Raw genomic sequence first — 20,542 nt, 5'->3', positions numbered from 1 at the left:
GCTTTCAATATTCTGTTGAAAGCTTTGAGGGATACCTCCATGTCTGGTAAGCTGCAAGCTTTCCAGATTATGCCATACACAGTAGATTTGGGTGGATTCCTAGATTTACCGGGTTAAATGTATCTGTTAAAGGTTAGACTTGTCTAATTCTCACACATCTCCTGATTTGTCATTGGCAAAAGTCCCTGACGACAAAGTACGGCCGGCTCGACATCAAGTAACGATCGCCTCGATCTTTGACCTAAACCCTGCGCCAAACCCAAAAAGAGACTCGTCAGTGCAAATAGATTAGGATGGAGAAGCTCGATCGACCAGTTTTGATCTTTCACATCTACCTATACTATGAGAATTACTTTTGTCCTTCCTACCCTTGCTCTTACAGGTGGCATGAGGGTTTTGTCTATCTACACACAAATTCTCCAACAGCGAGGACACAAAATATGTATCGTCTCTACACCTCACGAACGACCAAGTTTAATGCAACAATTGCGCTCTGTGGTCAGAGGTAAGGGTTGGGAACCCGCTCAGGCGAGAGGGCCGTCTCACTTTGACCGTATAGATGTCGAAAGTCGAGTTACCGAAACCTACCGTCCAATTACCGACAGGGACGTACCTGATGCCGATATTATCATGGCTACTTGGTGGGAAACTGCCGAGTGGGTGTCTAAACTCTCCCCCAGCAAAGGAGCGAAAGTATATTTTCTCCAACACTACGAGGCTTTTGACTACACACCAAAAGCTCGAGTAGATGCAACTTGGCGGCTGCCGATGCACAAAATTGCCGTGGCTAAGTGGCTGGAAGACAAGGCTAGGAATGAATTTGGTAATTTGTCTGTATCTCTCGTGCCTCCGACTGTTGACACCACACAATTTTACGACCCCCGATCGCGATCGGGGCAGCCGCGGGGCAAGCAGTCAGTTCCCACAGTCGGGATGTACTATTCTATAGCTCCTTGGAAAGGGTGTGCTCTTGCCATTGAAGCTTTCAATCTAGCGGCCAAAAGAATCCCTAATCTTCGTTTAGTTGCCTTTGGTTCCGGCGAAACTGCTCCTCCGGATTTGTTGCAGCATAATATTGAGTATTATAAGATACCTAGTCAAGACGAACTCAAAGAACTTTACAGCAAATGCGATGCTTGGCTGTTTGCCAGCCAAACCGAAGGCTTCGGCTTGCCAATTTTAGAAGCGATGGCTTGTGGCACTCCAGTGATCGGCACTCCTGCTGGCGCGGCTCCGGAACTCCTAGCTGGCGGGGGTGGAATACTTGTGAAACCAGAAGACCCAGAGGATATGGCAAAAGCGATCGAGCAGATTTGTCAGTTGTCTGATGCCGAATGGCGGGCCATGTCTGAGACTGCTTTGGACACGGTGATACATTATACCTGGGAGGATGCAACCGATATCTTCGAGGCTGCACTGTACACCGCACTCGAACGTCAGCCACAATTAACGGACAACCTGTACAAATAGAAAGCTATTTATAGCCTTTCGAGCTGCCCTATGAGGTACTCATGGGCATAGGGCATTGGGCATAGGCCTCCGTCATAGGTCTCCGTGGGCATACCTCACCACGCTTGAGAACCGCTTTATCAAGATCGGGTAAAGAGGCGATCGTCAGAGCGAGAATTCAGATCCGGGAAATAAAGTAGTCTTTCTACCACCATTTTACTGCCAAAAAAACCTATGGCTGCATTAATCCCATTGACGATGTTCGGTTTGATCCCGATCGTTCTTTACTTGTTTGTGAGGTTTCCGACTCAGCGGGCGGTAATTATCACTTTTGTGGCAGCGTGGCTGTTTTTACCACAAGTTTCTTATCCCATCCCCATATTGCCCGCCTATACCAAAGTTTCCGCATCTTGCTACGCCATTTTGCTGGGTGTTATTATCTACGACACTGAGCGCATCACCAAATTTAAGCCTGGCTGGCTGGACGTGCCAGTCGTAATTTGCTGTTTGTCTCCAATTGTTTCACAACTTACTAATGGCGGTAGCCCGATTTCTCCGACTTTCAACCAAATCGTTACTTGGGGTCTGCCTTATTTTTTTGGACGGTTGTATATGGGTAGTTTAGACGGGCTGCGACAATTGGCGATCGGGATTTTTGCAGGTGGTTTAGCCTACGTTCCTTTTACTTTATTGGAAGGGGTTAAGGGCCCACTTCTGCACCAAATGGTTTACGGCGTCAACGCCTTTGAGGACTGGGGTCAAGCAAGGCGCATGGGGGGGTGGAGACCTGTAGTATTTATGCAGCACGGTTTGATGGTAGGCGTGTGGATGATGACAGCAGCCTTAATCGCAGTTTGGCTCTGGCAAACTGGGTCGCTCAAAAAGTTTCAGGGCAAAAACATTAAGACTCTAGCAATTGTATTAACTATCGCTTTTTTCCTCTGCCGTTCTACAGGTGCCTATACTTTATTTTTTATCGCGTTGCTCATATTATTTTGTGCCAAGTGGTTTCGGACTTCTTTGCCACTACTATTCGTAATTGGATATATAGCGTTTTATCTGTACGTAGCTGCATCGGGTCAATTTTCGAGCCGCGACGTGATGAGCGTAATCAATCCCATATTTGGCGAAGAACGGGCCGCCTCTCTGAAGTTTAGATTTGACATGGAAGAGATATTAGGAGATAAAGCGCGACAAAGATTTATTTTTGGCTGGGGGGATTCGGGCGGAAACCGCGTGTACGACGGGTACGGTAAAGATATCTCGGTCACTGACAGCTTGTGGATTATTGCATTTGGCATCAACGGTGCAGTCGGTTTAGTTAGTTTATTTTCTTCATTTTTACTTCCTGTTGTCGTCTTTGCGTTCAAGTATCCCGCCAGAACCTGGTCTCATCCGAAAGTAGCGCCCGCTGCGGCCCTGGGAGTAGCCGTAACTATGTATATGTTTGACTGTGTTTTGAACGCTATGGCTAACCCGATTTTTGCGGTTATTGCTGGAGGAATATCGGGTCTGGTTTTAAAAGCTCCAGAAAGTCTCAAGGCAAAGAAAACCAGTTTGCCACCAAGAAGACAGTCGCTGGTTCACCAAAAATCAGGATGATTTTCAAGCTTTGAGCGCGCTCAAAGCTTGAAAATATATTGGGTTCTCTAGATACAAAAATTCAAAAATCTACTATGTTTGTATTAAATCTAGTCACGAAGTTGCAATCTCTTTCTCAGTTTGCTCAAAATTAATGTAATAAAATAAAATATCGATATTAATTGGCAAGGTTTCAAACATTAGCACCGGATTGTGTTTTGATTAAAACTGTGTTGCGAGTTGTAAAGCAAATTAGCTTTATACACTTTTTCCTAAAAGCCGCAGATTCTTTACACAATCTTTAAACATTCTGACTGGACAGGTAGGGTGTAGGGCGATATACTAAAAAAAGTATATTCACCCCCACGCCCAAGTAGTGAAAACACTCTTGCTGTATCGTGGGTTTATGGTTTGAGTTGTAGTTGAATATCAAGGCTGGATGGGAATAACAAAATGAAAACCGTTAATTTATTGAATGTAGCGATAGATAACTTTACAATTACAGAGTTATTTGAAAAACTAGACGACGAAGGTGGTGTCGTATTTACACCCAATGTAGACCACTTAATTAAGTTGCAATATGACCGCGACTTTTATGAAGCTTACAATACATCGAGTTATAGAGTCTGCGACAGTCAAATTTTGATGTATGCCTCAAAATTTTTGGGTACTCCTATCAAGGAAAAGATTTCGGGTTCTGATTTGTTTCCGGCATTTTATATCTATCACAAGGATAACGAGGACGTTAAAATATTTTTGCTAGGAGCGGCTGAAGGAATTGCCAGGAAAGCTCAGGAAAAAATCAATCAAAAAATTGGTAGAGAAATAGTTGTTGAAGCACTTTCTCCTTCTTTTGGATTTGAAAAAAATGAGGAGGAGTGTGAAGCAATAATTGACACGATCAATAAATCAGGAGCTACAGTTCTGGCTATAGGAGTGGGAGCGCCGAAGCAAGAGAAGTGGCTGGTTAAATACAGAAGTAAATTCACGCACGTGAAAGTTTTCTTGGCCGTAGGTGCAACCATTGATTTTGAAGCTGGTTGCAAAGCAAGATCTCCTAAATGGATGAGCGAAGTTGGCATCGAATGGGCGTACCGACTGTTAAGCGAACCGAGAAGGTTGTGGAGAAGATATTTGATAGAAGGTCTGCCGTTTTTCCGCTTGATCGTAGAACAAAAATTAGGGTTTTATAAAATGCCTTTCGTGGACAGTTAAACCCCGAAGCTAGAAGGGAAGGGGCTTGGGAAACACTCTTATTTACAAATCAATAACGTCAATGAATCTGAGTGTGATATCCGGCGTTTGAATTGGGCCCAGACAGATGGAATCTGTGGAAAGTGCGATCGCACTTTCTGCCAATAATTCTGCCAACTATATTCATTTTTGGTTTCAGGTGCAGGTAAAATCGGAAAGAAACCTTTGTTGCAAATCCCTAACTCGGGATTTAAATCATGAATCTGCCTTCTTTCTTGTGGTTGTGGAAAATAGCGGCGTGGTCAATGGGTGCGGCGCTTTTGGCTTACCTGTTGTTGGCCGTTACTGGAACGTGGATGTTTGCCGCCCGCAGCACGAAACAGCCGCGCCCAAAATGGCTGCGTCCCTTTCATTTGGGGACTGGTGCGGGGATGGCGACTCTGGTAATTTTACTGCTCTTAATTGGGGTAGTCGGTACGCTGGGAGAGTACGGCAAGTTGGGTCATTCGGTTCATTTGCCGGCGGGGTTGGCTGTGGTGGCGTTGGTGTTGGTTTCTGTGGGAAGCGGGCTGCAAATTGGCCCTAAAAATCCTTGGGCGCGTCCGCTACACATTGGCACTAATTTGGCTTTGTGTGGGGGATTTGTGATTGTTTTGCTCACCGGATGGACGATTGTACAAAAGTATTTACCGAAAGTTTAACGTTTGATGGTTCGGACTTCAGTCCTCTGATAGGTAGATGCGGACTGAAGTCCTCACTACGAACCCGAACCTGAGATGCGGACTGAAGTCCTCACTACGAACCTGAGATGCGGACTGAAGTCCTCACTACGAACCCGAACCTGAGATGCGGACTGAAGTCCTCACTACGAACCTGAGATGCGGACTGAAGTCCTCACTACGAACCCGAACCTGAGATGCGGACTGAAGTCCTCACTACGAACCCGAACCTGAGATGCGGACTGAAGTCCTCACTACGAACCTGAGATGCGGACTGAAGTCCTCACTACGAACCTGAGATGCGGACTGAAGTCCTCACTACGAACCTGCTACTTTAGCTATGAAATCTAAGATATGTTGAGCGGTAATCTGTGGTTTTTCTAAGTGGGGAACGTGTCCGCAATCCGGTATCCAAATTAGTTGGGAATTTGCGATCGCACTTTTAAACTTTTCTGCATCCGCTGTCCCTAAAATTCTATCTTGTTTTCCCCACAAAATCAAGGTTTGCTGCTGAATTTGCGACAGCTTTGCCCCAAAACCGCCGTAACCTCCACTTTTGGTAAACGCAATTAAAGCTTGATTCCAGTTGGGCATTTCTAAGTGCAAGGCCGCGCAGGTTTGTGCGTCAACAGAAGCTAAAGTTTCGTCGAAATAAGCATTGACGCTAATTTTTTGGCGAATTCTTGGGTTCCGCAAAAATGAAGTTGCCAGATATCCTAAAGGAGGAATTAAAAATTTTCCCTTGTTAGATGTGACGGCAAAACCTGCACTGTCTATTAAGACTAATTTTTTGACAGCTTCGGGATGATTGAGAGTGAAATCTATGGCTGCTGCACCACCCATCGACGCGCCAACTAAGATTACAGGCTGCGAAATCAGCGTTTTCCAGAAATAATAGAGGTGACTTCCAATCGCTTTTTGACTGAATGGCAAATCCGCCGCTCTTTCTGTAAAGCCAAAACCCAACAAATCAACGGCCCAAGTCTCATTTTTTTCGGCAAGCAGCGGCAACAGGCGGCGGTATTCAAATACGGAACTGTCGAAGCCGTGAATTAACAAAATTGGCGTATTTCCACTGCCTTGGCGCGCGTAGGTTGTGGCAATTGGCTCCTGTGTTATGGGAGTTGTAATTGCCTCTTGTTGGATGTTTTGGGCTAAGCTAATTGAGGTAGATTCTGTGAGTTGTGCGATCGACTTTGGGAGAAAACTTGCTGGCATAATTCTTGATAAAGTGTGAATCGGTAGGGTCGAGGCCTCCGCGATCGCCCCTTTCCCTCAAACATTTAAGTATATATGCTCGATCGCCTCCTACTTGAGGATTTAGGGCGATCGACCTCTGAAACCAGGATCTATATTTAGTCTCGTGGTGTCTCGGCTAAGGCTGAGTTGGTTAACTATATGTTAAAATATTTGAGAATAGTTGCTAATAATTCCTTTTTAATTTACTATGCTTAAGAGCAGTAGGTATTGCTTCGTGGGGGTTAAAGCGCACATTGGCATCTAACGCAAGAGAGATTAAAACTACGAACTCGCCAAAAAATCGTCTTTCTGGGCTGGTTGGATGGCTGCGTCCGAAATATTAACAGGGAAAGAGTTCGCTGAAACTGGAAATTTAGCGATGTATACCATTGTGCGCTGCCAGTATTGAGAATTAATCTCAAGTCTGGCGCACAAGCAAGCCCAAGCAAAAAGTTACTAAAATCGATCGACAACCAGAAGAGATGAAAGAAAACACCCAAGAATACAGCCAACAAAACGAACAGCTAAACCCAAGACAGTTCGGGGCTTTTACCTTTTACGGCGAGACACCAGAAGTCTCTCAAAACGCAGAGGATAGCACAGAAAGTGAGCCAGACTCAGCTCGATGTAAATCATTCCCGCTAGCAATGGCAAGCGTTGGCGACAAGCTGCGGATAGTCAAACTCAAAGGTTCAGATGGCACAGTGCGACGCCTCATCGGCATGGGATTAGTCCCCGGCATCGAAGTTCAAATCGTCAGCAATTCTGGGGGATCGGTGATTGTGGGGATTTGCGACAACCGCATCGGTTTGGGGGCGGGTATGGCACAGAAAATTATGTGTACGAATCTTGTCTAGGGAAATTATCAAAAAATTGTATCTACAGCAATTTTATTTGATTTGTGACAAAGATTTTCTTTTTTTTACCGCAGAGGGCGCAGAGGGCGCAGAGGAAGAGTAAAGAGAGGTGTTCGCACATTTTGAAAGGGTTGCTAGATTCAGGAATTTAATTTGTTCAAATTTAGACTGTATTCAAACAACTGATGAACGAGAAAAAACAACTAGGGGATTTGGCTGTCGGCGCAATCGGCCGCGTTATTGGCTATGAGAAAACAGCCCGCGCTTATAAGGGCAAATTGTTGGCAATGGGGCTGACACCGGGAACTGAGTTTACTGTTACTCGCTATGCACCTTTGGGAGATCCGATAGAAATCCTGGTGCGGGGTTTTAAACTCAGTTTACGCAAAGATGAAGCTAAAACTCTATTTGTAGAAGAAGTGAAATAATGACTAAGCAAATTATTGGATTGGTGGGCAACCCCAACTGTGGAAAAACTACTTTATTTAATGCCCTGACTGGTGCTAATCAACGAGTAGGTAATTGGCCTGGAGTAACAGTTGAACGCAAAGAGGGAAAATACGCTCACGACGGTTTAGCAATTACGATTGTTGACTTGCCGGGAGTTTATTCTATCGATGCCGAAGACGGAGATACCGGACTCGATGAATTGGTAGCGCGAGATTATTTGCTATCTGGCGAAGCTGATGTGATTGTGAATATTGTTGATGCTTCCAACTTAGAACGAAATTTGTATCTCACAACGCAAATTTTAGAGATGCGCGTGCCGATGATAGTCGCGCTAAACATGATGGATGTTGCCAAGGAACGAGACATCCGAATTAATGTTAGCAAACTCGCAGAACGCCTCGGCTGTATGGTAGTGCCGATGAGTGCTACGTCAAATGACGGGGTGCCTTTGTTGCGCGATGCTGTGAATAAGGCGCTGGTTAAGCCGATCGTACCATCTGCCTATGTAGCTTATCCGGCTGTCATCGAAGATGCGATCGCCCAACTAATCCCGCATATCCAACAGCATAGCCCAAATCGCAGTATCGATGCCCGCTGGACAGCCCTGAAACTCCTAGAATACCAGGATGAAGTCGCCCCGGAACTCGCCGATACAGAGTTAGAAAAAATAGTCGTCCCGCACCGCCGCCGAGTCCACGAAACCCTCGATGACGACTTAGATATTATCATTGCCGACAGCCGCTACACCTTCATCCACACCCTCACTCAAGGCGTCGCCGAATCTTCCAGAGAAGTCAAGGCCAATCTTTCCGATAAAATCGACCAAATTGTGCTCAACCGCTGGTTAGGCATTCCCGTATTCTTGATGGTGATGTACTTAATGTTCACCATTTCGATTAACGTTGGGGGAGTGTTTATTGACTTCTTTGACCAATTCTTCGGGACAATTTTTGTAGAGGGTTTTGGTGATATTTTAGAAAGTATCGGTTCCCCTGGATGGTTGATCGGACTGCTCGCAAAAGGTGCTGGTGGCGGGATTCAAACCACATCTACTTTTATTCCCCAAATTGGGATGATGTTCTTGTGTTTGTCAGCCCTCGAAGACTCCGGCTACATGGCACGGGCAGCTTTTGTGATGGACAGATTAATGCGGTTTGTCGGACTTCCCGGCAAATCCTTTGTACCGATGATGATCGGTTTTGGGTGCAATATTCCGGGAATCATGGCGACGCGGACATTAGAAAATAAGCGCGATCGCACGATGACGATTATGATGAATCCATTCATGTCTTGTAGCGCCAGATTAGCAGTTTACGCCCTGTTTTGTGGCGCATTCTTCCAAGTGGGCGGTCAAAACATGGTGTTGGGGCTTTACCTGTTAGGCATTTTAGCAGCAGTGATCACTGGACTAATCCTCAAGAATACCATCCTGCAAGGAGAAGCTGCACCGTTTGTGATGGAACTGCCGCCCTACCACATTCCTAAGCTTAAAGGAGTGCTGCTGCGGACTTGGGACAGATTGCAGGCTTTTATCAAAAAGGCAGGAATTGCGATCGTCATCATGGTAATTATATTGGGAACCATGAGTTCAGTTGGCACCGACGGTTCCTTCGGCAAAGAAAACAGCAAAGATTCAATTCTGAGTGCAGTTGGCCGCGCAGCAACACCCGTATTTACACCCATGGGAATCACCCAAGAAAACTGGCCCGCTACCGTTGGTTTGCTAACAGGAGTATTTGCCAAAGAAGTCATGGTTGGAACCTTGGATTCCTTATACACTCAACTAGCAGACGAACAAAAAGCAGCAAGTGGAGAACCGGAGAAAAAAGAAGAATTTAGCTTCTGGGGAAATATCGGCAAAGCATTTTTTACAATCCCAGAGAATCTCACAAAACTTCCCGGTCAACTTTTCGATCCCCTCGGCTTAAGTTCCACCAATATTACAGACAAACAAGCAGCAGCAGATGCTCAAGGTATTTCTGGTAGCACCTACGGACAAATGTCTAAACGCTTTGGTTCTAATAGTGCGGCCTTTGCTTATTTGTTGTTTGTATTGCTGTATTTCCCGTGCGTCTCCGCAACCGCAGCACTTTACCGCGAAACTAATTTGGGCTGGACAGTATTTGCCTGTACTTGGACTACAGGTTTAGCTTATTTTACGGCTGTTGAATACTATCAAATTGCCACGTTTGTAGAGCATCCAGCATCATCTATTGCTTGGATTGGAGGACTGGCGGTAACTATGGCTGCCGCCATTTTGGGATTGAAAATTGCTGGTTCAAAACGCCACAAACGGCGCGAAGCGATGAGTCAGTAGTCAGTCGCACTGCATATCCTCGCGAGCGGGGACAGCACTGCATATCCTCGCGAGCGGGGACAGCACTTCCTACAATAACCAAGGAGAAAAACCATGATTTTAAGCGAAATCCAGCAGTTTATTTCCCAAAATAAAAGAGCATCTCTCGCTGATTTGAAACTCCATTTTCGCATGGACGGCGATGCTTTGCGCGGAATGCTGAACCGCCTCATCCGCAAAGGCCGCATCAGTAAAATGGCAGAGGCGAAAAAGTGCGGCGGATGTCACAGTTGCAGCGACGATGCTACGGAGATTTATGTGTGGGTAAATGCCGATAAATCCGCACCCGCAGAAGAACCAGTTTCTGCAAATTGCCATTAATCTCATGTTCGCTCAATTACCCCGAATCAACAAGGTTCGTAGTGAGGACTTTAGTCCTCATCTTAGGACTAAAGTCCTCACTACCAACAGCAATCACCCTCAATCCCTCTCCTTCCCTCTTCCTCTTTCTTATCCTCTCTTTCTCTGCGTCATCTGCGGTCTCTGTGGTTAATTTAAAAAAATCTTGTTCGCAAATCCAAGAAAATTAGGATACCATTTACTAAAATATCTGAATATGTGCTCAATAATGACAATCATTCTAAAATCTCAAAAGGATACTGAATAATGACTCAAACTCCTTCCCTCAAAACGCTACAAACTAAGATTGGCGGAATGGACTGCGGCAACTGCGCCAAAACAGTAGCAGCAGGCTTGCAAAAATTGCCCGGAATTACCGATATCAATGTAGTTTTTGCAACAGAAAGTTTGCGCTTAAATTACGATCCTCAACAAGTAACCGAAAAAGCTATTTTCGATCGCATTCAAACTTTAGGCTACACTATCGAACAGCCCTCCGCAGCAGTATCCTCGAAGGAGGAGTGTTGTTCGGGCGAACACCATCACGAACACCATCACCAGCATTCAACTGTCGAGAAAACTCAAAAAACCAACCCAACTAACTGGGAATTCTGGCTTCGCAATCGCCGGGGACAAAGTGTCATCTTAGCTGGAATAGGATTAATTCTGGGATTGCTAACTCAGCATTTAGCATTGCCAATTTGGCTGTCGCGGGGTTTTTACGGTATCGGTATTATTGTAGCCGGATTTGCGATCGCCCGCGCCGGCCTGATGGAGTTGCGCTTGCGCCGCGCCGACATGAATTTGTTGATGACAATTTCGGTAATTGGCGCGGTGGCTTTAGGCGATTGGTTTGAAGCGGCGTTAGTTGTATTCCTGTTTAGTCTGGGAACAACTTTGCAAACTTTCACTTTCAGCCGCACTCGCCATGCTATTGCTAGTTTGATGGATATAACACCTGCGACTGCAACTGTCAAGCGCGACAATAATTGTGAAGTAACGGTGCGGGTTGAGGAAATTCAAATCGGAGAAATTCTGACAATTCGTCCCGGGCAAAGGGTAGCATTAGATGGAGTTGTGGTATCGGGGAATTCGGCGATCGACCAATCGCCAATTACGGGTGAATCTATCCCCGAAGATAAGGAAACGGGCGATCGGGTTTTTGCCGGCACTTTAAATCAAACTGGCTTTTTGGAAGTCAAAGTTACTCACACTGCGAATGATACCACGGTTGCGAAAATTGTTCACTTAGTCGAGTCGGCGCAGTCGAGCCGCGCCCCAACTCAGCAGTGGGTGGACAGGTTTGCAGAGATTTATACTCCTATTGTGATTGCAAGTGCGATCGCGCTTACACTAATTGGGCCCTTAATTTTTGGTCAACCCTTCAGCGTCTGGTGCTACCGAGCCCTGGTAATGTTAGTCATAGCCTGTCCCTGCGCCTTAGTAATTTCCACTCCGGTTTCGATTGTCAGCGCCATTGGTGCAGCCACCAGCCAAGGCGTGTTATTTAAGGGCGGAAACGGCTTAGAAAATGCTGGAAAAATTAAGAGTCTGGCCTTTGATAAAACCGGAACTTTGACTGAAGGTAAACCCGTTGTGCAAAAGGTTTACAACTTGGGAGAAGTGAGCGCCAGCACGGTATTGTTAATTGCAGCTTCTTTGGAACAAAAATCGGAACATCCTTTAGCTAAGGCAATTATTACCAAAGCGAAGGAAGCAGGAATCGAGTTAGAAACTCCCGAAAATTTTACTGCTTATCCGGGTAAAGGAATTGCTGCTAATTTTGCAAACAACCTCTATCTTGTCGGAAATCGCCGCTTATTTGCCGACCAAAATATCGAACTGCCAACATCAGCAGTCTCTCTGCTAGATGATATCGAGAAATTAGGGCAAACTCCCGTTTTAGTCGGCAGTAGCCGCGGTTTGTTGGGAGTGATTGCTTTGGCTGACGGCTTGCGACTGGAAGCTGCCGAAGCCCTACATTTGCTGAAACAGATGGGTTTGAACAATTTGGTGATGCTTACGGGCGATCGCACTTTTGTAGCCCAGCAAATAGCCCAACAACTCAACCTATCTGAGTATAAAGCAGAACTGCTACCATTCGACAAACTTCAATCAATTCAACAATTGCGAAATAAGGGAACCGTCGGAATGGTAGGCGACGGCATTAATGATGCCCCAGCTTTAGCAGCCGCCGATATCAGCTTTGCAGTTGGCGGCATTGATATCGCACTAGAAACTGCTGATGTAGTGCTAGTTGGTAGCGATTTGAGAAAACTCGCCTATGCAGTTGATTTGAGCCGCCGTACCGTAAGTGTTATTCAGCAGAATGTAATTTTTTCGTTAGTCACAAAAGCACTGTTTTTATTGTTGGGAACCTTTGGGTTTGTAGGTTTAGCCGTGGCAGTTTTGGCAGACACCGGAACTTCGTTAATTGTCACCGCAAATGGGATGCGGCTCTTTCGTTCAAAATAGCCACAAGGCGCGGAGTAAGACGGCGGTTGCAACCGCCGAGTCTTCTACTTCTTCGCCCCTACACCAACATACATAATCGATATATCCTCATTAATTTTGATTTTAAACAACCCAGATTTTTTGTAATCAACATAGTTAGCTATATTAGACAGTAGCACTTGAGAAACTTGTTGGAAACTTGCCGGAGAAGGAAATAGCTGCTTTCCACTTGTAAGATTTTCCCAAAAACCGTGCATCTCGCTTAAAACAGCCCCCATTTCTCCAAACATATCAAAACCTTTAATTTCAATCTTGTCGAAACCCGTATCCCGCATTACCGCAGACAGTTCCTCCGGGGTGATAAACTTTTCCCAATCGTGAACGCCTCGCTTAATTTCCTGCAAAGTATTTTCCATTAGTCCAATCATCACAATTTGCGAGGAAAAAGTTCGGTTGATTGTATCGAAAAAGAACATTCCCCCGGGCTTAAGAATTCTGTGAACCTCTGACACAACTTTTTTGTAATCGGCAACGTGTTCTAAAACATCCACGCAGATTACCACATCGAAGGTATTGTCCGCGTAGGGCATATTTTCGGCAAAGCCTTGTCTGTAGTCAATCTCGAAACCGCTGGTAACTGCGTGATTCTGGGCTGCTACAATACATTTGTGCGATCGATCTATTCCCGAAACCACAGCGCCCCTCTCGGCCATAAACTCGCAGGAAAAACCGCCGCCGCACCCAACATCTAAGGTTTTCAGCCCTCGCCAATTGGTCGCGTGTCTGTCAAAAAACTCAAATCGGGGTTTGTTTAGATGGTAGAGAGCATAGATTTTAGCATTTTCGTCCCACCAATTATCAGCATTTTCATCGTAAAATTCTAAATCGTTTTTTACTTCTGTTTTCTGCACGATTTTTTTAGTCCTGATTAGTTAGTGGAATATCAGATAAGACGGCGGTTGAAACCGCGTCTACAAAAAGGAAGTCTGCCTCCGCAGACTGAAGAAGATAGCGTAATTTTAACCAGCCACTCTTCAACCTGCACTCCTCCGGTTTTGTGTGTATAGATGCGGTTTCAACCGCCCGTTGTTCTTGATTTTATAGGACTGATGCCAAGAAACCAGATTTATGATAAAAATCCGAGGTTTCGTGACAAGTTCGCAGCCAGAAACCGGGTTTATGAATCCGCGCGTGCAAGTTCTATTTTTTCTCAAGTTGCGAATCGCCACAGTTTTTTATTATAATAGTTTTGGCATAAATTTCAACCTGATGGCTAGCGTTTCTATTATCATCCCCGTCCTGAATGAAGCGACTTGTCTACAACGAACCCTCCGCCGACTGAGTATCCTCAATCCTCCAGCTTGGGAAATATTAGTGGTAGACGGCGGCAGTCAAGACGACACAGTGGCGATCGCCCTTACTTCCACAACCCGTGTTATTGTTAGCAGTATGCCGGGACGTTCCGTGCAAATGAATCTAGGTGCAAAAACCGCCACAGGCGAAATCTTGTGCTTCCTCCACGCCGATACTCTAGTTCCCGACGACATCGTAACAGTCATCCAAAAGACATTATCCGATACCGAAATTGTCGGAGGCGGGTTTATCTCCCTGATGGCTGGTTCGCAGCAGACAAGATGGGGTTTTTCGCTGCACAATTATCTGAAAACTTACTACGCGCCGCTGTTATTTCGGCCTCATTTATTTCTTAAAGGATTGCGCCTGCTGTTTGGAGATCAAGTTATTTTTTGCAGGCGTACAGATTTTTGGGAATGTGATGGTTTCGACGGCACACTGCCAATTATGGAGGAAGCGGATTTGTGTTTAAAGTTAGTGCGACGTGGTGGTAAAATTAAGTTAGTTCATCGTGTCGTAGAAAGTAGCGATCGCCGAGTGGCGCATTGGGGCGAATTGAAAGCAACTGCCATCTATCTTGCGATCGGTTTTTTGTGGGGGTTTGGCGTTTCAGCGAAGTATCTCAAGCAGTTTTATGAAGACATTCGCTGAAACACAAAATCTGATTAAATTCCCAGAATGTACTGGCTGTATTTTTTGGGCAAAACTTTCTGCAACAGGTAAATAATCACCAAACAACCGCACAAAGTGCCTGTAACTAAAAAGCTGAGTTTCAGTAGCGGATGTACGGGATCGATAAATTTATAAAACACTAACAATACATATTGCACAACTTTTGAATCCAGCAGATATATCGGGAATGAATACGCAGCCAAGAGTTTGATTAACCCCGAAACTCTACTGGGAAGTGCGATATTTTTAGAAAATGCGAGGATCGACAAGACGAAAAAAATTGCGTATCCTTGGGCAGATAGTTTAAAAAACGAGCGGAAAAACCATCCCTCAGCAGTAACTCCGGTAAGCAGGTAATATTCCCAAATGCTTGCTAGAAAAAATAGGACTGTTGTTCCTAAAACTAGAATTTTTCGGCGTTCGAGAAATGGTTGAATTTTGTCATAGACTGCGCCCAAAAATAGACCTGTTGAAAATGGCAAAATCCAACTAAAAATCCAGCGCTCCATCAAAGGTAGAGGTATTGATATGTATTGGAGAGCGCTCAAGTAAAAGAATACGGTAAAAATTGTTTGAATTGTTAAACCCAAAGCTAAAATTTTTCTGGGTTCTAAAACTCTTAATTTCACTAGCAGCCACCACCAACCGTAGCATTGAATAATTACAACGATGAAATAATAGGGAGGCATCACGGAACCTGTCAGAATATTTCTGAGCAATGACAGTAAATCAAATTTTTGGAGCGATCCCAAATTATTTAAGATGTACAAAGCTACAGACCAAAACAGGTAGGGTGGTATAATTCTTGACAGTCTTTTTTTGACTACCTGTCCGGGATTATTTTGATTGTCGAGTTTGTTAGTGAGGAAAAAACCGCTCAGGAGTAAAAAAGCTGGTACGCAGAAGAGTTGTAAGGTATCGATAGAGACAAACAAAATTCGGCGATCGCGAAATGAGGCAAACCCAGCATGAGTAATCACAACACTGACTATGGCTAAAGCTCGGATCAAGTCAAATTCTGCAAACCGATTAGAAGCTTTTTGCATGGTAAATAGTAGATTGCAAAAATTATGGTCAAATCAGAAATTTTCTGCCTGATGGATTTTCACCATAGCAAAAAATGCTATATTTGCTCCTATCTTCACAAAAATTATTAATATTCAAACAAGTCTTGCTACAATCCTCAATCTCATAACAATTATTAAAATTATCACCTTCACAGAGCTCCGCATCGGACACTCCACCGTGCCGTTTCCCTAACACTCGCCCGATGTCGCGCCAAGTAGGTCGGAGGCGGGAATACCGTTTCCCTGCCACGCGATCGTCCGATCGCCCGTAAATTCACAAAATTACCGATAACTCACACTTTGATTAAAGCAGTTAACTAACCGTTGTTGTGATGGATGTGCGACGCAGAAACACTATCCAATTGATCTCGCCCATTGCGGATCACGCGCAGCATATCGCTCAGCTTGTGCTCAATATTATCGAGCACTTGGTCGGCATAATCGTCGGCGCCATTTTGAATTTCCTCGCATTCAGCTATCGCCCTGGCTCTCATTTCTTCCAGTTCCTCTTGAGCCTGGTAGCGAATTTGTTCCACTTCCGCCAGCGTCGCCTGCTGAATTGCTTCGCAGTCGAGCAAAACTTGCTGTCGCAACTGATCTGCTTCTATCTTCGCCTGCTGGAGCAAGCCCATATCATTTAAAAGTTCTGCTGCTCGCTGTTCTGCTGCTTCTATAACTTCTTGAGCGTAGAGTTGGGCTTCTTGGATCAGTTCCTCTTTGTGCCGGATGACCGTTTCAGCTTCCCCAAAGGCGATCGGCAAATTTAGCCTCACCAAGTCTAACTGATCGAGCAACTGTTCTTCATCCACCAGAGTGCGTCTGGTCATGGGAATGCGCGGGCTGTCGAGAACAATTTCCTCAAGCCGGTTCAATTCCCGCTGGATGTCTACTCCTGCGGTTCTGGTCTCGTCTCCGAAGGCGGCGGTGTTCTGAGGTGATTCGTTCTCAGTGCTGCGTCCGGTAGTGTCGGGTTCGATGCGATTTGGTTCCTGCTGGCGTAACATTTGTAAATATCTAGGGCGACGTGTTTCGGAACAAGATGATCTACGGAGCCACCAAACTTGGCGATTTCTTTAACTACACTACTACTTAAAAAGCTGTACTCGTTAGAAGTTGCCAAAAAAACTGTTTCAATTTCCCCCAGAAGGGTTTTATTGGTGTGGGCCATCTGGAGTTCCATTTCAAAATCTGTTAATACCCTGATTCCCCGCAGCAGCACTTTGGCTTGTCGAATCTTAGCATAGTTTACTGTCAAACCCTCAAAACTGTCTACTTCTACGTTGGGCAGGTGTTTGGTAGAGCGCAGGATCTGCTCGATCCTTTCTTCTACGGTGAACAGAGGGGTTTTGCTGGGATTTTTGACTACGGTAACAATTATGCGATCGAACAGTTTAGATCCCCGCTCGATAATATCTGCGTGACCGAAGGTAATCGGGTCAAAGCTGCCTGGATAGATTGCAATCACTTGTTTGGCGGGAGAGAGGGAGACGGGAGACGGGGAGAGGGGGAGACGGAGGAGACGGGGGAGACGGGAGACGGGAGACGGGGAGAGGGAGAGATGTGAAAAATCTTCCTTTTTCCTTTTTCCTTCTGACTGTCAACGGCCAACTGTCAACGGCCAACTGTCAACGGCCAACTGTCAACGGCCAACTGTCAACTGTCAACTGTCAACTGTCAACTATCTTCTACTTTTTGATGGAATGAGCTTTGTAGAAAGTTTCCAGGCTTTGCCTGTCGCCCACAAACCGCCAGTGCCAAGGCTCGTAACTGACGCCTTGGCGGTTGTTTTTGGGGAAGGACATTTCAAAGCTGAAAGCGGTGGCATTGGCTTCTAGCCACTTGAATGCTTGGGTATTTTCAAAGCTGGGACTGAGGTTGGTATCCGGGGAGGAACCGTCACCAAGGTCGATCGCATAACCGGTATGATGTTCGCTATAACCTGGAGGAGCGCTGACTTCGGCTCGCTTGCTGGCATTTTGCCTGCGTTCAGCTTTTACATCAAAAAATACGTGTTGTTGGTCGTCTACGGATCGAAAGCCTGATATGGGAGCAAAATAGATTCCGGCGGCGGCGGCAGCGTTGGCCATTTCCTGATATTTTGCTGCTGCTGAAGTGCGGAGTTTGATGCTACCGTCGGAGGTGACATTTACCAAGTCGGCGGCTGGTGCTTCTGGGTAAGGCAAGTGTCCCAGGAGATTGTCTGGGGTGGCGGGTTTTGAGTTGGTAGCTGGACTCGGGGCATTACCAGCGGCTGAACTCGCTGCTGCTGGATTTTTTTGAGTTGGCTGTGCCCGACTGGTGGCTGGGAAAAAGTTAAAGTTGAGGTGCAGCCAGATGCTGACGCCAAAGGCGACTGCGGCCAATCCTACCAGTTTCCAAATCAGTCCTTTTTTCTTGGACTGACTCCCTCCTGCTTCTAGATATGGGTGGTCTCGTACTGCTTCTGGAATTTCGTCAGCGGCAAGCTCCGAGGCTTGCGGGGTTTTTCTCGACAGACTAGCGTTATCCAAGCCAGCTCCACTCCTGCACTTCAATAAGGCTCAACGTTACAAATTGTATATCGATCTGGGCGATCGCACAGCTACAATTCCCGCTGAGAATATATGATATCTTCCTGACTTCGCCCAGTCCCATCCGCCAACTCTCAAATTTGTGATTTTGGTTCCGATTGTCGGGAGTCCGTCGGGGGGCGCACTCGTTGACGCGGCTACTGTCGCTGGTTAATTTTAAAACCGCTGGGCATTACCCGACTATTAAGTGTAGTCGCCAAGTGTGGGGTCTCAACAGCGCATGAGCGGACTCATCCTCCTGTCTGTAATTTGACTCTTCGTCAATTTCAGCATTCAACACACCACAAGGATAGCAAGACAACACTAGACAATTAAACTATCGAGCCATGTTATATTTTAATCGCAAATATTTTCATCTAGCCTTGATTCTATTTTCGATCGAAATCGTTATTGCTATTTTTTTTACAGATAAGTTTGTTCGTTATTTCCTGGGAGATTTATTGGTAGTGATTTTTCTCTATTGCTTCATAATGTCTTGGTTAAGACTAGAATCCACAAAAGTAGCTTTATCGGTTCTAATTTTTTCTTTTGTTATTGAGATATTGCAATATTTCAATATTCTCAATGCTTTAGGTTGGGAAAACAACAAGATTGCTATAATCATTTTAGGCAATAGCTTTGATGCGATGGATCTGGTTGCTTATACTGCGGGTATTGCCATAGTTTTGTGGCTAGAAAATAGAAAAAAACTTTCGCGATCGTAGATTAAATCAGGCAGGTTTTTAAACGTCTGATTCACAATGCAAATCGGCAAGAATTTATTACTCCGACATACCTCATCTTTTTGAGAAAGGCGATAAGTATTTTAACACTTATCATATCAATACTTCGGAAAATTTATGATTAGTAGCAGTAAAGTAAGCATTTTGAGGCAGTTTGGCGCTCGGTTTACAATAAAAAATAGACAGTTTCAGATGACCAAATAAAAACAGTATAGACTATTGCTTATTTTATATTCCTCATGTTACGATTAATATTATATACGGTAGAATTAATCAGCTTTCCATAATTTTGCCAACTATCCAACACAAAACAAACATGAAAAAAGCACTCTTGTTCCTAGCAATGGTCACAGTACCAACACTTTGCTTCCCAAGTCTCTGCCTTGCTGATGTTTACATCAAATACTCGAATAAGGATTCACAAAAGTATGTGATGAAAGTTGAGATGAACGGCTTAATAAAAGAAGTAACATTTAATGCCCAAACAAGTTCGGCAGCCACCATCCAAGGCAACAGTAAAACCAGTGTGATTATCACACCATGCGGCAAAGTAGAAGTCAAGAATGAGGCCAAAATTGAAATCGAAAAAGGTTGTATCAAGATTTTGTAAGTGATGGTTGCAGATGATGTTTGAAAAATTTCATTGCTTACTATCTTAAGAGCGTGAATTAAATAATTTACACATATTTGGGGGATGGGCGGGACGCCCATCCCACAACAAAAATAAAAATTGTAAGTTATTTAATTCTGATTCCTTAGGTTTGTATATCCTGGCATTTCCATCAAAAAGGGGTAATTTGAATTTTTCTCCCCTTGGTTAAGAGGAAACGGATATAGGATTGGAATTTTTCAAACATTCTCTAAGCGTGCAGATAGTCGCGATTTTCACGTGAATAGGGTGACTGAAATACTCTTGAACATCGAGTAGTAACACTTGAATACCTGTGTAAGGTTTGCTCGTGACTTCCCCGAGTTCGCGTGAAGTTCGCCCTAATAGTAGCTGTAGATAAACACCCTCAATCACTTCATTCATTGCGAAGAAGATCCGATCGCTATTTTCGCTAAGTTGATTGGTGACAACTATCTGTTGGGCTGCGATGGGCTGTAACTTCAGCGTTAACTGCACGTAACCCTCAATATAGTTATAGCGATGAGTTACTGTTCGATCGAGTCTGAGAGGTTGGGCATTGGGCTGACTGGGTAGTAGTAATAGCGATCGATCGCGATCGAGCTTGGGTGGATCTGCTACCCCATCGTAAACAATCAAATCTGATGGTAAATCTGAATTTTTCATTGTTTTTGGCAGGAGATCGCACTTACTCGCGATCGAGTGCATCTGGTTTTTGAAGAGGAATCTCGGGCGTTGCTGAGTTAGAGTATGAATAGGAGGAATAATTGGCGTTGCTGAGTTAGAGTATGAATAGGAGGAATAATTTATGCAATGCCCTGAATGTAAATCAACCCATATCCGTAAAAACGGCAAGAAGAAAGGAAAACAAAATCACATTTGTGTCCAATGC

General features: G+C 44.9%; 19 protein-coding genes and 1 pseudogene. 13 read left to right on the top strand and 7 right to left on the bottom strand.

Going from position 1 to position 20,542, the window contains the following annotated elements:
• Positions 1-477: 477 nt before the first annotated feature.
• The 4 genes from QZ938_RS30320 to QZ938_RS30305 all read left to right on the top strand — a co-directional run bounded on the left by QZ938_RS30320 (position 478) and on the right by QZ938_RS30305 (position 4,925).
• Positions 478-1,470, top strand: a complete 993-nt coding sequence (locus QZ938_RS30320; protein WP_367181880.1) for a glycosyltransferase family 4 protein — start codon at positions 478-480, stop codon at positions 1,468-1,470.
• Positions 1,471-1,683: 213 nt separating this feature from the next.
• A complete protein-coding gene (locus QZ938_RS30315) occupies positions 1,684-3,051 on the top strand; it encodes an O-antigen ligase domain-containing protein (protein ID WP_293148038.1) in 1,368 nt (455 codons plus the stop codon).
• 432 nt (positions 3,052-3,483) lie between these two features.
• Positions 3,484-4,245, top strand: a complete 762-nt coding sequence (locus tag QZ938_RS30310; RefSeq protein ID WP_293148040.1) for a WecB/TagA/CpsF family glycosyltransferase — start codon at positions 3,484-3,486, stop codon at positions 4,243-4,245.
• A gap of 236 nt (positions 4,246-4,481) precedes the next feature.
• Complete coding sequence (locus tag QZ938_RS30305; protein WP_293148042.1) at positions 4,482-4,925, top strand: DUF4079 domain-containing protein; 444 nt, start codon at positions 4,482-4,484, stop codon at positions 4,923-4,925.
• A 336-nt stretch (positions 4,926-5,261) separates the two neighbouring features.
• Here the strand turns inward: QZ938_RS30305 and QZ938_RS30300 are convergent, their stop codons facing one another.
• Positions 5,262-6,161 carry an alpha/beta hydrolase gene (locus QZ938_RS30300; protein ID WP_293148044.1) on the bottom strand — a complete coding sequence of 300 codons (900 nt, stop codon included), beginning with the start codon at positions 6,159-6,161 and terminating at the stop codon, positions 5,262-5,264.
• Between the two features lie 503 nt (positions 6,162-6,664).
• On the opposite strand from QZ938_RS30300, the gene QZ938_RS30295 reads away from it, so the two are divergent.
• The 5 genes from QZ938_RS30295 (at position 6,665) to QZ938_RS30275 (ending at position 12,659) form a co-directional block, all read left to right on the top strand.
• Complete coding sequence (locus QZ938_RS30295; RefSeq protein WP_293355678.1) at positions 6,665-7,039, top strand: FeoA family protein; 375 nt, start codon at positions 6,665-6,667, stop codon at positions 7,037-7,039.
• A gap of 185 nt (positions 7,040-7,224) precedes the next feature.
• Positions 7,225-7,467 (top strand): FeoA family protein, encoded by a 243-nt coding sequence (locus QZ938_RS30290; RefSeq protein ID WP_293148048.1) that lies wholly within the window; start codon positions 7,225-7,227, stop codon positions 7,465-7,467.
• Positions 7,467-9,806, top strand: a complete 2,340-nt coding sequence (gene feoB / locus QZ938_RS30285; protein ID WP_293355681.1) for a Fe(2+) transporter permease subunit FeoB — start codon at positions 7,467-7,469, stop codon at positions 9,804-9,806. Before QZ938_RS30290 ends, feoB begins: the two co-directional genes overlap by 1 nt.
• A 93-nt stretch (positions 9,807-9,899) precedes the next feature.
• Positions 9,900-10,166, top strand: coding sequence for a FeoC-like transcriptional regulator (locus tag QZ938_RS30280; RefSeq protein ID WP_193974737.1), 267 nt, complete (start codon positions 9,900-9,902; stop codon positions 10,164-10,166).
• A gap of 285 nt (positions 10,167-10,451) precedes the next feature.
• Positions 10,452-12,659, top strand: coding sequence for a cation-translocating P-type ATPase (locus tag QZ938_RS30275; RefSeq protein WP_293355686.1), 2,208 nt, complete (start codon positions 10,452-10,454; stop codon positions 12,657-12,659).
• A 44-nt stretch (positions 12,660-12,703) separates the two neighbouring features.
• Here QZ938_RS30275 and ubiG read toward each other — a convergent pair whose 3' ends face one another.
• Positions 12,704-13,549 (bottom strand): bifunctional 2-polyprenyl-6-hydroxyphenol methylase/3-demethylubiquinol 3-O-methyltransferase UbiG, encoded by an 846-nt coding sequence (gene ubiG, locus QZ938_RS30270; RefSeq protein ID WP_293355689.1) that lies wholly within the window; start codon positions 13,547-13,549, stop codon positions 12,704-12,706.
• Positions 13,550-13,766: 217 nt separating this feature from the next.
• Here ubiG and QZ938_RS30265 point away from each other — a divergent pair, with 217 nt between their 5' ends.
• Positions 13,767-14,642 (top strand): TIGR04283 family arsenosugar biosynthesis glycosyltransferase, encoded by an 876-nt coding sequence (locus QZ938_RS30265; protein WP_293355692.1) that lies wholly within the window; start codon positions 13,767-13,769, stop codon positions 14,640-14,642.
• A 14-nt stretch (positions 14,643-14,656) separates the two neighbouring features.
• On the opposite strand, the gene QZ938_RS30260 is transcribed toward QZ938_RS30265, so the two are convergent.
• The 4 genes from QZ938_RS30260 to QZ938_RS30245 all read right to left on the bottom strand — a co-directional run bounded on the left by QZ938_RS30260 (position 14,657) and on the right by QZ938_RS30245 (position 18,240).
• A complete protein-coding gene (locus QZ938_RS30260; RefSeq protein WP_293355695.1) occupies positions 14,657-15,709 on the bottom strand; it encodes an acyltransferase in 1,053 nt (350 codons plus the stop codon).
• A gap of 338 nt (positions 15,710-16,047) precedes the next feature.
• Complete coding sequence (locus tag QZ938_RS30255; RefSeq protein ID WP_293148062.1) at positions 16,048-16,734, bottom strand: DivIVA domain-containing protein; 687 nt, start codon at positions 16,732-16,734, stop codon at positions 16,048-16,050.
• Entirely contained in the window at positions 16,617-17,195 is a 579-nt protein-coding gene (gene coaD / locus QZ938_RS30250) for a pantetheine-phosphate adenylyltransferase (protein WP_293355698.1), read from the bottom strand. Before coaD ends, QZ938_RS30255 begins: the two co-directional genes overlap by 118 nt.
• Positions 17,196-17,415: 220 nt before the next feature.
• Positions 17,416-18,240, bottom strand: coding sequence for a D-alanyl-D-alanine carboxypeptidase family protein (locus tag QZ938_RS30245; RefSeq protein ID WP_293148066.1), 825 nt, complete (start codon positions 18,238-18,240; stop codon positions 17,416-17,418).
• Between the two features lie 386 nt (positions 18,241-18,626).
• Here QZ938_RS30245 and QZ938_RS30240 point away from each other — a divergent pair, with 386 nt between their 5' ends.
• Positions 18,627-19,004: a DUF2809 domain-containing protein gene (locus tag QZ938_RS30240; RefSeq protein WP_293355701.1), complete on the top strand. Its 378-nt coding sequence runs from the start codon at positions 18,627-18,629 to the stop codon at positions 19,002-19,004.
• Between the two features lie 334 nt (positions 19,005-19,338).
• Positions 19,339-19,632, top strand: a complete 294-nt coding sequence (locus QZ938_RS30235) for a hypothetical protein (RefSeq protein ID WP_293148070.1) — start codon at positions 19,339-19,341, stop codon at positions 19,630-19,632.
• Positions 19,633-19,839: 207 nt separating this feature from the next.
• On the opposite strand, the gene QZ938_RS30230 is transcribed toward QZ938_RS30235, so the two are convergent.
• Entirely contained in the window at positions 19,840-20,316 is a 477-nt protein-coding gene (locus tag QZ938_RS30230) for a hypothetical protein (RefSeq protein ID WP_293355704.1), read from the bottom strand.
• Positions 20,317-20,458: 142 nt separating this feature from the next.
• Between QZ938_RS30230 and QZ938_RS30225 the strand changes: the two are divergent.
• Positions 20,459-20,542, top strand: a pseudogene (locus tag QZ938_RS30225) (IS1 family transposase); the annotation flags it as partial.

This window comes from Microcoleus sp. CAWBG27 (assembly GCF_020883145.1).
Classification (GTDB): Bacteria; Cyanobacteriota; Cyanobacteriia; order Cyanobacteriales; family Microcoleaceae; genus Microcoleus.
The sequence above is the reverse complement of the archived record's forward strand: the minus strand, read 5'-3'. Positions and strand labels throughout refer to the sequence as shown.